The sequence below is a fragment of the Aeromonas sp. s5 genome (genome assembly GCF_040907865.1).
GTDB lineage: Bacteria > Pseudomonadota > Gammaproteobacteria > Enterobacterales > Aeromonadaceae > Aeromonas > Aeromonas dhakensis.
On the sequence record NZ_JBFOCO010000033.1, the window covers coordinates 770,408 to 789,823 of the forward strand.

The following is a 19,416-nucleotide window of genomic DNA, read 5'->3' on the forward strand; positions in this document are numbered from 1 at the left end:
GCCATGAGTACAACCCCCTCGCCCATTCTGTCGCTCACCGGGATCGTCAAGACCTTCCCCGGGGTGCGGGCGCTCGATGAGGCAGGCCTCAAGGTCTACCCGGGTCAGGTAATGGCCCTGCTCGGCGAAAACGGCGCTGGCAAATCCACCCTGATGAAGGTGCTGACCGGCATCTACCAGGCCGACAGCGGCACCATCAGTTATCGCGGTGAGCCGGTTCACTTCAAAGGGCCCCGCGACTCCCAGGATCAGGGGATCAGCATCATCCACCAGGAGCTGAACCTACTGCCGGAGCTCTCCATTGCCGCCAACATCTTCCTCGGCCGCGAGCCCCGTACCCGCTTTGGCAGCATCGACCACAAGCAGCTGCGCGAACGGGCAAGCACCCTGCTGGCACGACTTGGCGTCAAACACGGCCCGGATACCCGGCTCGGGAGTCTCTCCATCGGTGAACAGCAGATGGTGGAGATCGCCAAGGCGCTGTCGTTTGATGCCAACGTCATCATCATGGACGAGCCCACCGATGCGCTGACCGACACCGAGACCGAGCAGCTGTTCAAGGTTATCCGCGAGCTGCGTGAGCAGGGCTGCGGCATCGTCTACATCTCCCACCGCCTGAAAGAGATCTTCGAGATCTGCGATCGGGTCACTGTGCTGCGCGACGGCAAGTGGATCGGCGAGCAGGCGGTGAGCGAGCTCGACGAAGACAGGATCATCGAGATGATGGTGGGCCGCCGGCTGGAGGAGCAGTACCCGCGCCTGGTGCGCGAGCTCGGCCCGGTCAGCCTGCAGGTCAAGGATCTGGCCGGCCCCGGCGTGCGCGGAGTGAGCTTCTCCCTGCGTCAGGGTGAAATTCTGGGCTTCAGCGGCCTGATGGGCTCCGGCCGTACCGAACTGATGAAGCTCATCTACGGTGCCAGCCCCATCAGCGCCGGTGACATCACGGTGGATGGCCACGCACTGGCCCCCAAGAGCCCGGCCGATGGCCTGGCCGCCGGCATCGCCTACATCTCCGAGGATCGCAAGGGCGATGGCCTGGTGCTGGAGCTGTCGGTGCGCGAAAACATGAGCCTGTGCGCTCTCGGCGAGTTCATCCGTGGTGGCAAGATTGACGGCCAGGCCGAACGCCAGGCGGTGGGCGACTATGTGCGCCTGTTCAACATCAAGACCCCGAGTCAGGATCAGCTGATCAAGCTCCTCTCCGGCGGCAACCAGCAGAAGGTGGCCATCGCCAAGGGGCTGCTGACAAGGCCCAAGGTGCTGATCCTGGACGAGCCGACCCGCGGCGTCGATGTCGGCGCCAAGAAGGAGATCTATCAGCTCATCAACCAGTTCAAGAAGGAGGGGATGAGCATCATCCTGGTCTCCTCCGAGATGCCGGAAGTGCTCGGCATGAGTGATCGCATCATGGTGATGCACGAAGGGCGCATCAGCGCAGAGTTCAATACCCGCGACGCCAATCAGGAAAAACTGATGGCGGCGGCAGTCGGCAAACAGTGGCAAGCAGAGCAAGAGGCAGCACAATGACAACCCAAACCCTTTCCCGCCGCGGCATCATGAGCAAGGAGTGGTGGATCGAGAACAAATCCCTGGTCGCGCTGCTGGTGCTGATCGGCGTGGTCTCCTTCCTTAGCCCCAACTTCTTCACCGCCGACAACCTGCTCAACATCCTGCGCCAGACCTCGGTCAACGCCATCATGGCGGTCGGCATGACCCTGGTCATCCTCACCGCCGGCATCGATCTGTCGGTCGGCTCGGTGCTGGCCCTGTGCGGCGCCCTGGCCGCCACCATGGTGGCCATGGAGCTGCCCATCATGCTGGTGATCCCCCTCACCCTGGGGGCCGGCGCCCTGCTTGGGGGCATCAGCGGCCTCATCATTGCCAAGGGCAAGGTGCAGGCCTTCATCGCCACCCTGGTCACCATGACCGCCCTGCGCGGCGTCACCATGGTCTATACCGAGGGGCGCCCCATCTCCACCGGTTTCAGTGACGGCGCCGATCACTTCGCCTGGCTGGGTACCGGTTACCTGTTCGGTCTGCCGGTGCCCATCTGGCTGATGGCCATCGTCTTCCTGCTCGCCTGGTTCATGCTCAACCACACTCGCCTGGGCCGCTACATCTATGCCCTGGGCGGCAACGAATCGGCCACCCGCCTCTCCGGCATCAATGTGGACCGGGTGAAGCTCGCGGTGTATGGTCTGTGCGGCATGCTGTCGGCACTGGCCGGGCTCATCGTCACTTCCCGCCTCTCCTCCGCCCAGCCGACCGCCGGCATGGGTTACGAGCTGGATGCCATCGCCGCCGTGGTGCTGGGGGGCACCAGCCTGATGGGGGGCAAGGGCCGCATCATGGGTACCCTGATCGGGGCGCTCATCATCGGCTTCCTCAACAATGCCCTCAACCTGCTCGACGTCTCGTCCTATTACCAGATGATCGCCAAGGCCAGCGTGATTTTGCTCGCCGTGATGATCGATAACAAAAGCAAGTAAGCACACACAAGGAATGAAATGATGAAAAAGCTCAATACCCTGCTCGCTGCCGCCATCATGTCCGTGCTGGGCACCGCCCAGGCCGCCGATCACACCCTGGCCATGGTGGTCTCCACCCTCAACAACCCCTTCTTCGTCACCATGAAGGAAGGGGCCGAAGCCAAGGCCAAGGAGCTTGGCTACGAGCTGGTGGTGCTGGATTCCCAGAATGACCCGGCCAAGGAGCTCTCCAACATGGAAGATCTCACCGTGCGCAAGGTCAACGCCATCCTGATCAACCCGACCGACTCCGAAGCGGTGGGCAACGCCATTCGCCTCGCCAACAAGGCCAACATCCCGGTACTGACCCTGGACCGCGGCGCGGCGCAGGGTGACGTCAAGGCCCACATCGCCTCCGACAACGTGGCGGGTGGCAAACTGGCCGGCGATTTCATCACCCAGAAGCTGGGTGCCGGTGCCAAGGTGATCCAGCTGGAAGGGATCGCCGGTACCTCCGCCGCCCGTGACCGCGGCGAAGGCTTTGCCCTGGCCGTGGCCGCCAACAAGCTGGAAGTGCTGGCCTCCCAGCCCGCCGACTTTGACCGCACCAAGGGTCTGAACGTCATGGAGAACCTGCTGGCCGCTCACCCGAGCGTGCAGGCGGTGTTCGCCCAGAATGACGAGATGGCGCTGGGTGCCATCCGCGCCGTGCAGGCCGCCGGCAAAGAGGTGATGATCGTCGGCTTCGACGGCACCGACGATGGCAAGGCCGCCGTGGCCAAGGGTAAACTGGCCGCCACCGTGGCCCAGCAGCCTGCCCTCATCGGTGCCATCGGCGTGGAAACCGCCGACAAGGTGCTCAAGGGGCAGCCGGTGGAAAAATCCATCCCGGTTCCGCTGCAAGTGGTCAGCAAGTAAGTTGACGGGGGGAGGTTCGCCTCCCCCTTTTTTCTCAAGGTTTACGGTGCCTCCCGGCCTGGATCCGGCTTTCGTGTCCATGCCAAGATGCATCAGGAGTACTCAACATGAATCGTCTCGTCGTTCTGGGCAGTGTCAATGCAGACCACGTGCTGCGCGTTCCCCACTTTCCTCGCCCGGGTGAAACCCTGACCGGCCACAGCTATCAAGTGGTGCCCGGTGGCAAGGGCGCCAACCAGGCGGTGGCCGCCGCTCGGCTAGGTGCTGAAGTCTCCTTTATCGCCCGCATCGGCGATGACGCCATCGGCCAGCAGATGAAGACCGGCTTTGCCAAAGACGGTATCGACGTGAGCGCCGTAGAGCTCGACCCCAAGCTCCCGACCGGCATCGCCATCATCTATGTGAGCGATGAGGGGGAGAACAGCATCGGCATCTCCGCCGAAGCCAACGGCGCCCTCACCCCGACCGTGGTGAAAAGCCATGAAGCGATGATCGCCGCCGCCCACACTCTGCTGCTGCAGCTGGAAGTGCCGCTGGAGAGCGTGCTGGAAGCCGCCCGGCTGGCCCGTGCCCACGGCACCCGGGTGGTGCTCAACCCAGCCCCCGCTCGCCCGCTCTCGAGCGAACTGCTGGCACTGGTCGACCTCATCACCCCCAACCAGACCGAAGCCGAGCTGTTGACCGGCGTCAAGGTCACCGACGAGGCGAGCGCGGCAAAGGCTGCCGCCCGTTTCCACCAGATGGGCATCGAAGAGGTGATGATCACCCTGGGGTCGCAAGGGGTCTATTGCAGCAAGGGGCAGCAACAAGCGCTCATCCCAGGTTTTCGGGTGAAAGCAGTAGACACCACGGCGGCCGGCGATACCTTCAACGGCGCCCTCTTGGCAGCCGAGCTCGCCGGCGCCGACTTTGACGCGGCCGTGCGCTTTGCTCATGGCGCCGCTGCGCTCTCCGTCACCCGGTTTGGAGCCCAGAGCTCCATCCCGAGCAAGCAGGAGGTCGACGCCTTCCTGCTTGAGCAGACTGCGCAGGGGCACTGATGGCCAATATCAAGGAGGTGGCGGCGCTGGCGGGGGTGTCGACCACCACCGTCTCCCACGTCATCAACGAGACCCGTTTCGTCGCCGAGGAGACCCGCGAGCGGGTCTTCGCCGCCATGCGCGAGCTCAACTATGCCCCGAGCCTGGTGGCCCGTAGCCTCAAGGTGAAGGAGACCAACAGTATCGGCATGCTGGTCACCACCTCCAGCAACCCCTTCTTCGCCGAGGTGGTGCGCGGGGTGGAGCGTTACTGCTTCGAGCAGGGCTACAACCTGATGCTGGGCAACACCGAGGGGCAGGCCGAGACCGCCCTCTCCTACCTCAAGATGATGCTGCGCAAGCGGGTCGACGGTCTGCTCATCATGTGCAGCGAGGGGCAGCAGGAGGTGTTCAACCAGCTCGACTGGCTCAAGAGCCTGCCGGTGGTGGTGATGGACTGGGGGATGGAGAGCGCCGACGTGGATCTCATCGCCGACAACTCCCATCGCGGCGGCTACCTGGCGACCCGCCACCTGCTGGGGCTGGGTCACACCGCCATCGGCTGCATCACCGGCCCCCACAGCCGCGCCCCCGCCAACCAGCGGCAGGCGGGCTTCGAGCAGGCGATGCAGGAAGCCGGTCTTACCGTCAATCCGCACTGGATCCAGGAGGGTGACTTTGACTGCGCCAGCGGCCATCAGGCGATGCGCCGTCTGCTGGCGCTGCCCGAGCGTCCCACTGCGCTGTTCGTCTGCAACGACATGATGGCGATGGGGGCCATCAGCGCCGTGCATCAGGCGGGACTGGTGATCCCGCGGGATCTCTCCATCGTCGGCTATGACAACGTGGCGCTGGCCGAATTCATGTCGCCGCCGCTCACCACCGTCAATCAGCCGAAAGAGGAGCTGGGCCGTCTCGCCGTCACCCGGCTGCTGGCGCGCATCAATGGCGAGGCGCTGTCGGACCATCTGATCACCGTTGACCCTGACCTGGTGATCAGGGATTCCTGCGCTCCCCGTCCCTGACATACACGCTCAATAAAAAAACAAGGCGACCCTGGGGTCGCCTTGCTGCGTTCTGTCTCTGGCAGGTTCAATACCGCTCTTTGTGCTCAGGCCAGCTGCCTTGCCTCACTGCCCGCCAGCACCTGCAGTTGCACCAGCCCCAGTCGCCGGGCCAGCGGCTGCAACAACTCGCCATGTTCATCATCCTGCGGCAACCAGTAGCGCACGGGCCAGCCGGCCGCCAGCTGCGCCGGGGTGGCGCAGCCAATGTCTCTGAGCGCCAGGGTGCAACCCTGCTGCCGCAATCCCGCCAGCAAGGCAGCATCCGGTTGCAGTGCCGGCACCAGCAGCACCAGCGGCGTGCGGGATGTGCCCGGCAGACAGGCCAGCACCTGGGCCAGCTGAGCCTGGTTGTCGAGCGGGACCAACAAGGCACGACCATCGCCACGCAGCGTCTCGTGCGCCTGCAGCAGCCGGGCCAGCACGGGGCCCAGCACGCCGCACTCCTGTAGCCAGCGCATGGGACAGGATGTACCCTGCTCTTGCCAGTAGAGCGCCAGTTGCCACAGGCCGCTGCCCTGTTCATCAGCCATAGCCTGCAGTGCCACCCGCAGCGGCGCCGGCTCGCGTCCGGCCAGCCAGTCGCGCAGCCGATGCAACTGGTGCTGGGTCAACTGCAACTGCTGCTGCATGGCCGGCGCAAACCAGCTGATGTCCCCCTCCTGACTGCGCTTGGCCTGATTGAGGGCAAGGATGGCTTGATCCAGCAGCCGGCCGGCATCCTGCTGCTGCGCCCTGGCCACCCCGAGCCGGCAGGCCAGCTCGAAGCTGCACTCCCGGGTCACGAACTCGAAGTGGAGCAGGCTCATCAGCTGGTGGATGCGCGCTTCCAGCGTCCCGTCCGCCGTGGTCAGCACCACGGCGAACTCATCACCACCGAGCCGGTAGGCGTGACTGCCGTGGGCCTGCTGCAGCTTGTCGGCCACCGTCTGCAACAGCCGATCACCGACCTGATAGCCGAGCAGATCATTGACCTGCTTGAAGCGTTTGAGGTCGAGCACCACCAGGGCGCTCGCCTCGCCGGCATGCAGGGCGCGAGAGAGCTGCTCCTGCAGGGCGCGGCGGTTGCCAAGCCGGGTCAGGGGGTCGAGCAGGGCGAGCCGGCGGTTCGCCAGATTGGCACGAATGAGGGCGGCCACCAGGGCACCGCCGGTCAGCAGCAGGATCAGCTGCCAGATCTGCAGCCAGAACAGGCTGCTGCGGATCTGGCTCACCGAACGTTCCCGCTCCTGACCGGAGAGGATTTGGTTGCCTATCTGCTCGATGAGCCGGGTCTGGCTGGCGATCGCCTCCTGCAGGCGGGCGAGTTGTGCCCCTTCCCGCAGCTCCCCTGCCGCCATCTGGGGCTCGAGCCGCTTGATCTGCTCGAACAGTCCGGCCAGCGCCCTGCCAAGCCCGTGCCGCTCACGCGCCTCGGCGGTTTCACTGCTGATGAGAAAGATGTCGAGCCGGTTCCACAGCAGATCGTAATCCAGGCTCAGGGTCTCCATCTCCACTTGGCCGACCCGATAGAGCCGCAGATCGGCGAGGAAACGCTGGGATTCGAGCATCACCTGGCTGATGTTCCAGTGGATGTTGCGGTAGAAGGTGTCGACCAGCTGCTCCTGGCGATGCTGCAGATAGAGGCTGCTGCCCGACGAGAGCAGAAACAGCAGCGAGACCGCCACCAGCAGCAGTTTGTGGCGGGATAGCCCCATCAATCGACGATCTCGATGCGGGTCACCTGCCACACCATGCAGTTGTGGATGGCGGGCACGTCCAGCTTGGGATAGCTGGTAAACGGGATGAGCAACCAGAGCGGCCCCTTGTTGCGCCGAGTCAGCGGCTTGCCGTCCTCCGCACGCACCAGGGTCAGCGGCACGCCGTCGAACAGGGCCAGATCCACTACCTGTTGATAACCGTTGAGGGCCGAGACGGCGATCTTGCGGGCATCCTGGATCCCTTGCGCCGCCAGCACGGTTGCCAGGGTCGGCCCGCGATAGTGGTGGGAACCCTGGGTCCAGGGGGTGGTGGTGGTAAACTCGGTCTGTGGCAAGGCGGAGAGGGTCGTCTCATCGAGGGCCACTTGCTGGCCGCCTGGCAACACCAGAGTCATCAGGGAGGCCTGTGCCGATGCGCCGGCACAGGCCAGCATCAGGAGGGAAAAAGCGATCCATTGCTTGAGAGTGATCATGTAAGTTGCGCCAACTGCGTCCCATTTTTTGGCTGCCAGTGTGGCGATTTCACCGGTTCATTGCAACTGCGCTGATGCACAATAGCTAGGGGCCGCGCATCTCCATCCAGTTGTGCCCCTCGATCTGCGCCGGCTGATGTACTCCGCAGCGTTGCAGCAGCTCATCCACATAGGCCGGCACCAGCAGGGAAGCCGGACCGTAGCGCTTCTCGTCAAACTGGCTGCCCACTTCGCTCGGCTCCAGGTTGAGCTCTATGGTATGGGCTCCGTTCAATCCCGCTTCGTGCACGAAACCGGCCGCCGGATAGACGGCGCCAGAGGTGCCGATGGAGATGAAGAGATCGCACTGGGCCAGCGCGCCGTAGATGCGATCCAGCCCGAGCGGCATCTCGCCGAACCAGACCACGTGCGGGCGTAGCGGCTGGGGAAACTGGCAGCAGGTGCACAGCTCCTCCTGATGGAGATCGCCGCGCCACTCGATCACCTGGCCCGAGCCTGGGCAGCGCGCCTTGAGCAGCTCACCGTGCATGTGGATGAGGTTCTTGCTGCCGGCGCTCTCATGCAGGTTGTCGATGTTCTGGGTCACCAGGGTGACGCAGCCCGGCAGCAGGCGCTCGAGCCGGGCCAGCGCATAGTGGGCCGGATTGGGGTGAATGTGGGGTTGCTGCAGCTGATGACGGCGAGAGTTGTAAAAGCCCTGCACCAGCTCAGGATCCCGGGCATAGCCCTCCGGCGTCGCCACGTCCTCCACCCTGTGCTCCTCCCACAGACCGTCACAGGCACGAAAGGTCTTGATGCCCGACTCGGCCGAGATCCCGGCACCGGTAAGAATGACGATGTGTTTCGCTGACTGCACCATGACTGACTCCCTCTGGCTAGCTCTCTGGCTGACCTTAGCACAGGGTGACAAACCGGCCTATTCGCCCTTGGTCTTATGATGCGGTTACAGGGTGTCGAGCACGCTCAGATCGAGTCGCACGAACACCAGCTCCCGCCCCGTCACCAGGGTGAGCGGCAGGCCCAGCCCGCGCAGCAGCGCCAGCATGGGGCGATTCTGGGGCAGCACCTCCGCCGTCCATTCGCGGATCCCCTCGCCGCGCGCCAGCAAGGCCAGCGCCAGCAGGATGCGCCGCCCCGCCCCTCTGTGCTGGAAGTGATCGGCGACGATGCAGGAGAACTCGGCCCGATCCGGGTGCAACCGCCGCCGGATGGACTGGGCCTGGGCCAGCGGCCGTCCCTGACCGTCGGTCAGCAGCAGGCCGATCTGGTGTTCCCTGGGGTAATCGAGGAAGAAGGCGAGCTGCTCGTCGCTCAACCTCTGCTTGGCGCGCATGAAGCGCAGGTAGACGCTCTGCTCGCCGAGTTCGTCATAAGCCGCCCGGATGCGGGCGGGATCGGCCCCCGCCAGCTCCTGCAAGCGGCAGGGAACGCCCCCGACCTCCATCATCAGCGGCAGGTCGGCGCGGGTACGGGGATGAAGCCAGCCGGCCAGGGAGCGCCGCAGCCGGGCTTCGTCCGGCGGCCAGCAGAGGTAGCGGGCCATCCTCTACCAGCGCCCCGCCATGCCGCGATCGCGCCACAGATTGTGGTCGAGCAGGTTGAAGGGATCGTCCAGATAGAGGGCGATGCCAAGCTCCCGGGCTCGGTTGATGAAGCGCCCCAGCAGGGAGTCCGGGGTCATGGCCTCCAGGCTCGGCAGCAGGCTCTGCCCCAACAGCAGGTGCTGCAGCGGCATCCGCTCCAGCAAGTCGAACGGAATGTGCTGATCGTTGTCCAGCAGCAGGGCGAGCCGTGCCCCCGCCAGACTGGCCTGCAGCACCAGGGCAAAACGCTCCGCCTGGCTCAACAGGTGGTCGCGCCGGTGGATCAGCAGGGTGAGCTCGCCTGGCTCCCTGCCCCGCTGGACGAGCCACTCGCGCACCAGCTCCCAGCGCGGCGGCAAGCCGGTCACCGCCAGCCAGATGGGCAAGGGTGACGGAGGATCGGACAAGAGCCCGAGCAGCCCCTTCTCCTCCCCCTGCCAGGTGCGGATGGTACGGCGCAGTCCGCTCAGGCGTCGCTGACGCTGCGGCCCCAGATAAAGCCCCTTGAGCAGGCTCAGCAGATCGTCGGCCAGCAGCGGCTTGGCCAGGGCCGCCAGTACGTTGAACCCGGCATCGTGCAGCAGGCGGCGGGCGCCGTCGATCAGGGTCTGGTCGTGGGCGGAGAGCAGCACGATGGGCAGGCCGCTGTGCTGGTATTGGGGCTGGCTCATCAGCAGGCTGATGGCATCCTGATCCACCAGGCTGAGATCGCTCACCAGCAGCTTGATCTCGCCACCGGCCAGCGCCTTGATGCAGGCATTGCCATCCTGCACCCACAGGCAGGGCAATCCCAGTCCCCTGATCTCCTGCTGGATGTGGGCCCCCTGGAACGGGTGATCCTCCAGCAGCAACACCCGGGTCTGGGCCAGCCACTCCTGCCATGCCAGATAGCGGCCATTGACCCCCGCCAGCCAGTCATCGGTGAGGCGATAGATCCCCTCCGCCTGCGCCGTCAATTGCGGCAGGTAGTCGGCACCGGCGTGGGAGTCGGGATCGAACAGGGCGATGGCACCGGCGGCAAACAGCCCTTCCCACTGCCAGCAGGCATCGGGACGAGTGCGGCGCAGGGTGGCAAATTCCGGCAGTTCGACGGCTTTTGCCGCCCGATAGGCAACCCCGTCCAGGGCATAGATGGTCACGGGGTGGAACAGGCGCTCATCCGTCTCTTCCGAGTTCAGCAACGCCAGTAACTCTTCATCTGTGATGATCATGTCAGAGCCTCTCACGTAGTCGCCGGCACACCTCGTCCAGAGCTTGCCGCAGCGGGGGTAGCAGGGGTTGCCGTGGATCCCGTTTCCACTGTTCAATCACCTGGACAAGCGGGGTCGCGCCCACCATTTTGGCGGCCCCCTTCATCTTGTGTAAAGCGGCTTCCAGTGCCATCTCGTCTGCTTGTGTGACACAGCGCTCAATGTCGGCCAGATCCTGGCCGGTCGCCTCCAGATAGAGGGAGATGAGCTCGGGGGTGAGCAGCGGCATCTGGGCTTCTGACCAGGGCGCCGGTGCTGCCGCCTTCTGCTCCGGGTTCGGCTCGGGTGCGGGATCCCCCAGGGTGCGCAGCAGATTGGCGAGATCCTTGAGCAGCAGCGGCTTGTCCAGATGACCACGACAACCGCAGCTGGCCAACTGCGCCGCCGCCGGCTCGCTGAGATCGGCGGTGATGACATAGGTGGGCAGATGTTGCCAGCGCGGGGTGTCTCGCAGTCGGCGGCAAAGTTCGGCTCCGTCCATCACCGGCATCTGCAGATCGGTCAGCACCAGATCGACCGTCTCGTGCTGCAGCATGTCGAGCGCCAGCTGGCCGTTGGCCGCGCTGATCACCTGGGCCCCCAGCTGGGTCAGCTGCATGCTGATCAATACCCGGTTCACCTCGTGATCTTCAACCAGCAGCACCCGCATCCCCTGCCCCGGCAACGTGATCATGCCCTGGGCAGAGGGCACCAGCCGCGGCTGCATCAGGCTGACTACAGAGCCCGGCACCCAGGGTTCGCCCTGCCAGTCCCAGTAGCGCAGCCCCTGTTCATCCTGGCGGGCGCTCAGTACCGGGCCGGCCGGGTCGTCCGGCAGATCGAGCTCACCGAGCCAGGGCAGCAGATAGTCCCGCTCCGCCCCGTCGAGCGCCACATGGACGCTGCTCACCCGCGGGCGCCAGCGCGGCATCTCCTGCAGCAGTACCAGCGGCAGGGCACAGATGAAGCGGCTGCCGCCGGTCGTGCGCGGCTCGACCCGGATCTCGCCCCCCATCTGCTCCATCAGCTGGCGACAGATGGCGAGCCCGAGCCCGGTCCCCTGCGCCCGCGGCTGGCCCTCCTCCCCACCCTGCTCAAAGGGCAGGAACAGGCGCGGCAGCAGCTCGGCACTGATGCCGGGCCCCTCGTCATCCACCCCGCACAGCAGCTGGGTGCCGTCCCGGCGGGCCCACAGCACCACCTCGCCACGGCTGCTGAACTTGATGGCATTGGCCAGCAGGTTGTGCAGTACCTGCTGCACCCGATGGGGATCCAGCTCCACCTGGGCGGGCAGCCGGTGATCCAGATCCAGCCGCAGTTGCAGCCGCTTGGAGCGAGCCTTGGACCAGTGCACGGCGGCCACATGCTCGCACAAGTCCACCAGATCGGTGGGCTGGGGCGAGAGCGCCAGCTGCCGGTTCTCGTTGCGGCTGAAATCGAGCACGTCGTTGAGCAGGCCCAGCAGCTCGTCCCCTGCCTGCCTGACATGGGATAGCGCAGAGTGCTGCTCGGCATTGAGGGGGGTGTGGCTGAGCCACTCCAGCAGCCCGAGGATGGCGTTCATGGGGGTGCGAATTTCGTGGCTCACCGCCGCGAGGAAGCGGCCCTTGGCCAGCACGGCCTGCTCGGCCCGCTCATGGGAGGCCTGCAACGCCTGCTCCTGCTCGACCCGCACCGTCACATCCTGCACCACCCCGTATACCCGCCACCCCTGCTCGGGCAGGCTGCGTCCCCGGCCGTAGAACTGCAGCCAGCGGGTACCCTTGAGCGGATGCTGGTAACGCAGGGCATAGGAGAAGGGCTGGCCGGCCTGCAGCATCTCGCGCATGGGCTGCTGCATCTCGGCCTTGTCCTGCGGCGCCAGCCGTCCCAGCGCCTCGCCCGGGTTGCGACGGATCTGCTGACTGGCCAGCCCCAGCAGCTCATAGCTGCCGCGGCTGATGAACTCCACCTGACGGATCCCCTCCTCGTGCAGCAGGAACTGGATCACCACGCCGGGTACCGTGTTGGTCAACGCCCGCAGGCGCCGCTCGGCCTGGCGCAACAAGCGGGTGCGCTCGCGCAGGGCACTGATGTTGGAGAGCGCGATGAGATCCCCCGCCGGCGACTGCTTGCCGAGCTGGAGCGGGATCTGGGCGTAGGAGTAGACCTGATCGCCCAGGGCCATCTCCCCCTCGCTCTCCTGCAGCTGGGCCTGCGGCAAGTGCAGCTCCGCCAGGTAGCGGGCCTCCAGCCGCTTGGCCTGCTTGTTGCGCTTGATGATCTCGCCCTGATTGTCCCGCAGGAACACGGGCACCGGCAGCGCCTGGAACAGGGACTCCCGGAACTGGCTCTCCAGCGCCAGGGTCTGCTCCATCGCCTGGCGCTGACTCACCTCCCGGGCCAGCTGCTGGCGCGAGCGCCAGATCAGCCAGATGACACCGGCACTGATCAGCAGCGCCAGCAACACCGAACCCAGCCAGATCCCGTAGCTGACCCCGGCCTGCTGGGTCAGTACCAGCCGGTGCCAGCGCAGTTTGAGATCGTCATTCTGCTTGCCGGTGAGGGTCATCAGGCTCTGCTCCATCACCCCGGCAAGCCTGGGACTGTGCCGACTGATGGCAAACCCCAACCCGAAGCGTTGCGGCAGCTCCCGCACCTCCAACCCATCCAGCTGGTTGTTGCGAAGCGGGTATTGCAGCTGATAGAGCTCGGCCAGCATGGCGTCGGCCGCTCCGCTCTGTACCGCCGCAATCCCCGCTGCCAGGGTGTCGCTCTTGCGCCAACGATGTTCGCCCTCCAGGCGGGTCAGCATCTCTTCGTCATAGAGGGTGGCGGGCACCACTATCCTGCCCTTCACCGCCGCCAGCGTCTCGAGCGGCTGCGTCTTGCGGCTCACCAGGGCATAACGACTGACCGCCATGATCCGGGTGAAGTCGAAGGCAGCGGTCAGGGCCGGCGTCTCCAGCAGGCCGACCATCATGTCCGCCTCGCCGCTTTGCAGCTTGGCCAGTGCCTCTTCCCGGCTGGCGGTGGGGATCACGTGGAAGTTGAGCCCGGTCTGCTGGCTCACCAGTTTCAGCACGTCCGCGCTCCACCCCTTGAGATCGCCCTGCTCGTCGAGGCCGCTGTAGGGCATCAGATCCGGGTTGACCACCAGCTTGATGGCGCTGGAGGTGCCGACCAGCCAGGCCTGCTCCTTGTCGGTGAAGTGGAGCGGGTTGATGTCCTGCTCCCCCTGCGCCAGGTAGCGGTCGAGATCCTGATAGAGGGAGCCCGGCGGCAGGTAGCGGATGGCGGTGTCGATCAGCTCGCGCAGCGCCGGTTTGTCCCGCATCATCAGCCGGTAGCTCACCACCAGCTCATCGCTGCGCAGGCGGCGCAGCCGCAGCCCGGTGTCCGGGTATTCGCGCATCAGGTAACGCAGCTGCAGGTAGTCGCCGAGGTAGGCCGTCCCCTTGCCCGCCGCCAGCGCCGCGTACCAGTTTTCCGCCTCGGTCAGGGGCTGCTGGGTTGAATGGGGATAGAGGGCCCGCAGCACCTCGTTCGCCTGCCAGATGGGCGAGACCAGAAACCTGGCCTGCTCCAGCTCGCCGCGATAGAGGATGGCGGACTCGGCCTCCAGCATGGCACGACTGAGCGCCATCCCGGGCAGTGCTTCCAGAGAGGGGCCCACGTTGGGAATGAGATCGCAGCGCCCCTCCAGCAATCCGCTGCGCACGGCAGACCAGTTGGGCAGCTTCTGATAGATGAGCGGAAAGGGGAGCTGTTCGGCCAGTCGCTCCATCTGATCGACCAGCAGCCCTCCCGACTCATCGAGATAAGGCGGTCTGATGAGCGCCGGATAACAGATGGTCAGCGACTTGGTGGCATCGGCAAATGCCTTGGCTGTCGTGGAGAGAGGCAGATCCATCGCCTGCAGTGGCGCGGCCAGCAGCAGACCTAGCAAAAGACTGGTTTTTATCATGAAAAAGTAAAAGCCAGGCGGTTGCCTGGCTTTTTGTCACTCGTTGGGTTCAACATTTTCGACCCTGGCCTTGAGTTTCTGACCAGGGCGGAAGGTGACCACCCGCCGGGCGCTGATGGGAATATCTTCGCCGGTTTTCGGGTTACGTCCTGGACGCTGGTTCTTCTCACGAAGATCAAAGTTACCGAAGCCTGAAATCTTGACTTGTTCACCACGCTCAAGCGCTTGTCTGATCTCTTCAAAGAAGGCTTCCACCATATCTTTGGCTTCACGCTTGCTCATCCCGAGCTGGGTGAACAGGTGCTCTGCAATGTCGGCTTTGGTAAGCGCCATAGATCAATCCCTCAAGGATGCATTCAACTCTTCACCAAGGGCCCGCACGACATTGTCTACGGTCTCGGCAATCTCTTTCTCCTCCAGAGTGCGCTGGGTGTCTTGCAGAACAAGACTGATGGCCAGGCTCTTCTTGTCCTCGGCCATACCAGCACCCTGGTATACGTCAAACAAGTTTATTCCAACTACCTGATTTCCGCCAACTTTTTTAATTACTGCCAGCACATCGCCGGCCAGAACCTCAACATCAACCACCACGGCGATGTCACGACGGTTGGCCGGGAAGCGGGAAACTTCGGCTGCAACCGGCACCTTGGCCGGGGTCAGCTTGTCCAGCTCCAGCTCGAACATCACGGCGCGGCTCTTGAGGCCCAGCTTCTTCTCGAGGCTCGGGTGGATCACGCCGATGTGGCCGATGACTTCGCCATTGCGCAGGATCGCCGCGCTCTGGCCCGGGTGCAGGGCACTGTGCTCGGCACGCTCGAAGGTGAAGGTGGCGCCTTCGGCGGTCAAGTCCAGCACAGCTTCCAGATCCCCTTTCAGATCAAAGAAGTCGGCAGCGCGGCTCTTGATGTCCCAGTGCTCGTCGCTCTGGTTGCCGGTGATGATGCCGGCCAGCATGGGCTCCTGACGGATGCCGTTCTCGGCATTTTCGTCCTTGATGAAACGCAGGCCCTGCTCGAACAGACGCACGCGCGGCTGCTGGCGGTTCTGGTTGTAAACCACCGCCTGCACCAGACCCGGGAACAGAGAGACACGCATGGCGGACATCTCGACCGAGATCGGGTTCGGCAACACGATGGCATCGCTCTGCGGGAACAGGGTCTGCTGAGCCTTGGGATCGACGAAGCTGTAGGTGATCGCTTCCTGGAAGCCGCGATCGACCAGCAGGTCGCGCACCCGCTTCAGGGTCACCTGCCCTTCTGCCTGCTCGACCATCGCGAGCGATGCGGCAGGTTTGAGGTTCGGGATGTTGTTGTAGCCGTAGATGCGGGCCACTTCCTCGATGAGATCTTCCTCGATGGCGATATCGAAACGCCAGGAGGGAGCCAGCGCGGTCCAGCCGTCGGCATCCACGGTCACCTGCATGCCGAGGCGAGTCAGGATCTCGATCACCTGCGCATCCGCTACGCTGATGCCGATCACCTTGTCGAGCTTGGCACGACGCAGCTTGATGGGGGCAGCCTTGGGCAGATGGGCATCGGATTTGACCTCGATGACCGGGCCCGCTTCGCCGCCGCAAATATCCAGCAGCAGACGGGTGGCGCGATCCATCACCTTGGCCTGCAGCTCGGGGTCAACCCCGCGCTCGAAGCGGTGGGAGGAGTCGGTGTGCAGGCCGTAGGCACGGGCACGGCCGGTGATGGAGAGCGGCGCGAAGAAGGCGCACTCCAGCAGGATATCGGTGGTGGTCTCGGAAACACCGGTGCGATCGCCGCCGAAGATACCAGCCATGCAGGCAGGCCCCTTGGCATCGGCAATCACCAGGGTGGTCTCTTTGAGCTTCACCTCGTTGCCATCGAGCAGAGTCATCGGCTCGTCGACCTTGGCGCGGCGCACCACCAGTTCCCCTTCAAGCGTCGCCAGGTCGAAGGCGTGCATCGGCTGGCCGTATTCCAGCAGCAGGTAGTTGGTGATGTCGACGATGGCGTCGATGGAGCGGATACCGCCGCGGCGCAGCTTCTCCTGCATCCAGAGCGGGCTCTGGGCGTGCAGGTTCAGCCCCTTGATGACACGGCCCAGATAACGGGGGCAATCTGCCGGCGCTTCAACCCGGATCGGGAAGGTAGCGTCGATGGTGGCAGCAGCAGGGGTCCAGGTCGGCTCGACCACGTCCACGCTGTTGAGCACGCCGATTTCACGGGCCAGACCCGCGATGCCGAGGCAGTCGGCACGGTTCGGGGTCAGATCCACGTCGATGCTGACGTCGTTGAGCGCGAGGTAGTCGCGGATATCGGTACCGATAGGAGCGTCAAGCGGCAGCTCGATGATGCCATCGGCCTCGACGTCGATACCCAGCTCGCTGAAGGAGCAGAGCATGCCGTGGGACGGCTGGCCGCGCAACTTGGCTTTCTTGATTGTGAAATCACCCGGCAGGGTCGCCCCGACCTTGGCCACACAGACTTTGAGGCCCTGGCGGCAGTTCGGCGCGCCGCAGACGATGTCCAGCAGCTCTTCTTCGCCCACGTTGACCTTGGTCACCCGCAGCTTGTCGGCGTCCGGGTGCTGGGCGCACTCGACCACTTCACCCACCACCACGTTGTTGAACTGGCCGGCCACCGCTTCCACGGCGTCCACTTCCAGACCGGCCATGGTGATCTGCTCGGCCAGTGCATTGTCACTCAACTCGGTGCGGACCCACTCCATCACCCAGGATTTACTGAATTTCATGTTCTCTCGCCCTTACTTGAACTGCTTGAGGAAGCGCAGGTCGTTTTCGAAGAAGGCACGCAGGTCGTTGACCCCGTAACGCAGCATAGTCAGGCGCTCAACGCCCATGCCGAAGGCAAAGCCGGAGTATTTTTCCGGATCGATGCCGACCGAACGCAGCACGTTCGGGTGCACCATGCCGCAGCCCAGCACTTCCAGCCACTTGCCGTTCTTGCCCATCACGTCCACTTCGGCGCTCGGCTCGGTGAACGGGAAGTAGGAAGGACGGAAGCGAATGGTCAAGTCTTCCTCGAAGTAGTTGCGCAGGAAGTCGTGCAGGATGCCCTTGAGCTCGGTGAAGCTGGCATGCTCGTCAACCAGCAGGCCTTCGACCTGGTGGAACATCGGGGTGTGGGTCATGTCGTAGTCGTTACGATAGACGCGGCCCGGCGCTATGATGCGGATCGGCGGCTGCTGATGTTCCATGGTGCGGATCTGCACGCCCGAGGTGTGGGTGCGCAGCATCAGATCAGGATTGAAGTAGAAGGTATCGTGATCGGTACGCGCCGGGTGGTGAGCCGGGATATTCAGCGCATCGAAGTTGTGGAAGCCATCTTCAATCTCGGGACCACGGGCAACCTTGAAGCCCATCTCGCCAAACAGGCGCTCGATGCGCTCGATGGTGCGGGTCACCGGGTGCAGACCGCCATTCTCGATGCGGCGGCCCGGCAGGCTGACATCGATGGTCTCGGCGGCCAGCTTCTGGTTCAGCACGGCAACTTCGAGGGCTTCACGACGCCCGTTCAGGGCATCCTGAACCTGCTGTTTGGCCTGGTTGATCACGGCACCCGCGGCAGGACGTTCTTCAGCGGACAGGGCGCCCAGGCCCTTCATCTGCTCGGTAAAAAAGCCCTTTTTACCCAGATATTTGACCCGGATTTCGTCAAGGGCGGCGATGTCGCTTACGCCCTCAATTTCGGCCCTGGCTTGGCCGACTACTTCTTCAAGCTGTTGCATGTCTTCCTCGTCACCACTCCCGGTACAGGAGCCTTTAGGCTAAATAAGGTCAAGAGGGGAATAATACAAAAAAAGCCCCTTCACTGACCATAGTTAAGGTGCCCTTTTCTCCCTAGAAATCATTTTGTTATCAAGGGAGGTTTCAACCAGAGCCCGCCACTTGCTCGATCGGCGATCAATATTTCTTGTTTGTTGGCATATTAAATGCTTTAAATATCGCCAACCCCGCGACATTCATTCGTTTGTCCATCGAGACCGGACAGCACAGATTGAGCGCGGCTGCCGCTTACATCGCGTGCAAAGGAAAGGCGTTGGCAAACCATCGATTCTGCCCGGTTCAATACCGGCAAGCGCCGAGACAACTAGAGCTGGAACCTGGCCCATCCCCTTGATTGGCTTGTGGAAGCTCCCTTTGTATTACTCAAAGCACAGAGATAAGTACCCTCCCCCTTTCTGATCTGAGAGCGCCACCACGACTGCTCCCCGCACTGGCACCTGCTGCTATTTATGCGCCCGCAATATTGGGCCTGGGTGAGCGGCATCCTGCAACGCTATGCCCTGACCGATGACCACGATGAGCGAGTACGGAATATCAAGGGCGCCCCACCCTTTACCGACTTTACCCCCGCTTTGACTGGAAAGAGATAGATCCGTCCAAGGGGGATGCCGCGGGCTATATCGCCAAATACATCGCCAAGAACATCAACGGCGCCTACCTGGACGACGACGAGGCCGGCACCGCTGCTGATGAAGGCGCCTTGCATGCCGTGGCCTGGGCCAGTTGGTGGGGCATTCGCACCTTCCAGCAGATCGGAGGCGCCCCGGTCGGTGTATGGCGCGAGCTGCGCCGCATCAGCAATGCCAAAAAGAATGCCGATCTGGTTGGCCCGCCCAAGCCAGTTCTGCAAGACCCACGCTTTGAGGCGGCCCGCTTTGCCGCAGATAACGGCATTTTCCGCTGCTATCTGCACGCCATTGGCGGTGCACTAGCTACCCGTGCCGAACACCCCATCAAGCTGGCCCACCTTATCGAGGAGCAGGCCAACGCTCCAGGCGAAGACATCAAGCGCCTGATGGGCATCACCTCGGCTCGCCTGGGCATCAAGACCCGCCTGCAAGGGTGGGAAATTGTGCCCGCAGGCACCCATGAAGCCAGGAAAGCCACCGAGGCTGCAGCGAGGGTGGTTGGGGTTAAGACGGGCGACAGCCCGGCACCTTGGAGCTCTGACAATAACTGTACGCAAGGATCTCATACGGCAGAAAACGGATCCCCGCTGGCTCGTGAGTTACCCCGTT

At 64.0% G+C, this 19,416-nt stretch carries 14 protein-coding genes and 1 pseudogene; 6 read left to right on the forward strand and 9 right to left on the reverse strand.

What is annotated here, in order from left to right:
- Nucleotides 1–3 precede the first annotated feature (3 nt).
- The 5 genes from rbsA (at nucleotide 4) to AB5Y94_RS22830 (ending at nucleotide 5,430) form a co-directional block, all read left to right on the forward strand.
- A complete protein-coding gene (rbsA, locus tag AB5Y94_RS22810) occupies nucleotides 4–1,527 on the forward strand; it encodes a ribose ABC transporter ATP-binding protein RbsA (protein ID WP_368206654.1) in 1,524 nt (507 codons plus the stop codon).
- Nucleotides 1,524–2,489 (forward strand): ribose ABC transporter permease, encoded by a 966-nt coding sequence (rbsC, locus tag AB5Y94_RS22815; RefSeq protein WP_005300744.1) that lies wholly within the window; start codon nucleotides 1,524–1,526, stop codon nucleotides 2,487–2,489. Before rbsA ends, rbsC begins: the two co-directional genes overlap by 4 nt.
- Before the next feature lie 21 nt (nucleotides 2,490–2,510).
- Entirely contained in the window at nucleotides 2,511–3,386 is an 876-nt protein-coding gene (gene rbsB, locus AB5Y94_RS22820) for a ribose ABC transporter substrate-binding protein RbsB (RefSeq protein ID WP_010634030.1), read from the forward strand.
- Nucleotides 3,387–3,493: 107 nt separating this feature from the next.
- The gene (gene rbsK, locus AB5Y94_RS22825) at nucleotides 3,494–4,426 is read left to right on the forward strand and encodes a ribokinase (RefSeq protein WP_368206655.1); all 933 of its coding nucleotides are present in this window, start codon (nucleotides 3,494–3,496) and stop codon (nucleotides 4,424–4,426) included.
- Entirely contained in the window at nucleotides 4,426–5,430 is a 1,005-nt protein-coding gene (locus AB5Y94_RS22830; RefSeq protein WP_368206656.1) for a substrate-binding domain-containing protein, read from the forward strand. Before rbsK ends, AB5Y94_RS22830 begins: the two co-directional genes overlap by 1 nt.
- 86 nt (nucleotides 5,431–5,516) lie before the next feature.
- Here the strand turns inward: AB5Y94_RS22830 and AB5Y94_RS22835 are convergent, their stop codons facing one another.
- The 9 genes from AB5Y94_RS22835 to pheS all read right to left on the reverse strand — a co-directional run bounded on the left by AB5Y94_RS22835 (nucleotide 5,517) and on the right by pheS (nucleotide 18,120).
- Nucleotides 5,517–7,166 carry a diguanylate cyclase gene (locus AB5Y94_RS22835; RefSeq protein ID WP_368206657.1) on the reverse strand — a complete coding sequence of 550 codons (1,650 nt, stop codon included), beginning with the start codon at nucleotides 7,164–7,166 and terminating at the stop codon, nucleotides 5,517–5,519.
- Nucleotides 7,166–7,642, reverse strand: a complete 477-nt coding sequence (locus AB5Y94_RS22840; protein ID WP_099359476.1) for a hypothetical protein — start codon at nucleotides 7,640–7,642, stop codon at nucleotides 7,166–7,168. Before AB5Y94_RS22840 ends, AB5Y94_RS22835 begins: the two co-directional genes overlap by 1 nt.
- A gap of 85 nt (nucleotides 7,643–7,727) precedes the next feature.
- Nucleotides 7,728–8,552 (reverse strand): Sir2 family NAD+-dependent deacetylase, encoded by an 825-nt coding sequence (cobB, locus tag AB5Y94_RS22845; protein ID WP_362849502.1) that lies wholly within the window; start codon nucleotides 8,550–8,552, stop codon nucleotides 7,728–7,730.
- Between the two features lie 33 nt (nucleotides 8,553–8,585).
- A complete protein-coding gene (locus AB5Y94_RS22850) occupies nucleotides 8,586–9,185 on the reverse strand; it encodes a GNAT family N-acetyltransferase (RefSeq protein ID WP_017782894.1) in 600 nt (199 codons plus the stop codon).
- A 3-nt stretch (nucleotides 9,186–9,188) separates the two neighbouring features.
- On the reverse strand, nucleotides 9,189–10,436 hold the full coding sequence (locus AB5Y94_RS22855; RefSeq protein WP_324002307.1) for a response regulator: 1,248 nt from the start codon (nucleotides 10,434–10,436) through the stop codon (nucleotides 9,189–9,191).
- A 1-nt stretch (nucleotide 10,437) separates the two neighbouring features.
- Entirely contained in the window at nucleotides 10,438–14,382 is a 3,945-nt protein-coding gene (locus AB5Y94_RS22860; RefSeq protein ID WP_368206658.1) for a transporter substrate-binding domain-containing protein, read from the reverse strand.
- A 54-nt stretch (nucleotides 14,383–14,436) separates the two neighbouring features.
- Entirely contained in the window at nucleotides 14,437–14,733 is a 297-nt protein-coding gene (gene ihfA / locus AB5Y94_RS22865; RefSeq protein WP_005300715.1) for an integration host factor subunit alpha, read from the reverse strand.
- A gap of 3 nt (nucleotides 14,734–14,736) precedes the next feature.
- On the reverse strand, nucleotides 14,737–17,124 hold the full coding sequence (gene pheT / locus AB5Y94_RS22870; RefSeq protein ID WP_368206659.1) for a phenylalanine--tRNA ligase subunit beta: 2,388 nt from the start codon (nucleotides 17,122–17,124) through the stop codon (nucleotides 14,737–14,739).
- A 12-nt stretch (nucleotides 17,125–17,136) separates the two neighbouring features.
- Complete coding sequence (gene pheS, locus AB5Y94_RS22875; protein ID WP_005300689.1) at nucleotides 17,137–18,120, reverse strand: phenylalanine--tRNA ligase subunit alpha; 984 nt, start codon at nucleotides 18,118–18,120, stop codon at nucleotides 17,137–17,139.
- Between the two features lie 450 nt (nucleotides 18,121–18,570).
- Between pheS and AB5Y94_RS22880 the strand changes: the two are divergent.
- A pseudogene (locus AB5Y94_RS22880) lies at nucleotides 18,571–19,364 on the forward strand (replication endonuclease); the annotation flags it as partial.
- Between the last annotated feature and the right edge of the window lie 52 nt (nucleotides 19,365–19,416).

Coding starts and splice junctions, on each gene's coding strand:
- rbsA (WP_368206654.1), top strand. CDS start 4: ATGAGTACAACCCCCTCGCCCATTCTGTCGCTCACCGGGATCGTCAAG.
- rbsC (WP_005300744.1), top strand. CDS start 1,524: ATGACAACCCAAACCCTTTCCCGCCGCGGCATCATGAGCAAGGAGTGG.
- rbsB (WP_010634030.1), top strand. CDS start 2,511: ATGAAAAAGCTCAATACCCTGCTCGCTGCCGCCATCATGTCCGTGCTG.
- rbsK (WP_368206655.1), top strand. CDS start 3,494: ATGAATCGTCTCGTCGTTCTGGGCAGTGTCAATGCAGACCACGTGCTG.
- AB5Y94_RS22830 (WP_368206656.1), top strand. CDS start 4,426: ATGGCCAATATCAAGGAGGTGGCGGCGCTGGCGGGGGTGTCGACCACC.
- AB5Y94_RS22835 (WP_368206657.1), bottom strand. CDS start 7,166: ATGGGGCTATCCCGCCACAAACTGCTGCTGGTGGCGGTCTCGCTGCTG.
- AB5Y94_RS22840 (WP_099359476.1), bottom strand. CDS start 7,642: ATGATCACTCTCAAGCAATGGATCGCTTTTTCCCTCCTGATGCTGGCC.
- AB5Y94_RS22850 (WP_017782894.1), bottom strand. CDS start 9,185: ATGGCCCGCTACCTCTGCTGGCCGCCGGACGAAGCCCGGCTGCGGCGC.
- AB5Y94_RS22855 (WP_324002307.1), bottom strand. CDS start 10,436: ATGATCATCACAGATGAAGAGTTACTGGCGTTGCTGAACTCGGAAGAG.
- ihfA (WP_005300715.1), bottom strand. CDS start 14,733: ATGGCGCTTACCAAAGCCGACATTGCAGAGCACCTGTTCACCCAGCTC.
- pheT (WP_368206659.1), bottom strand. CDS start 17,124: ATGAAATTCAGTAAATCCTGGGTGATGGAGTGGGTCCGCACCGAGTTG.
- pheS (WP_005300689.1), bottom strand. CDS start 18,120: ATGCAACAGCTTGAAGAAGTAGTCGGCCAAGCCAGGGCCGAAATTGAG.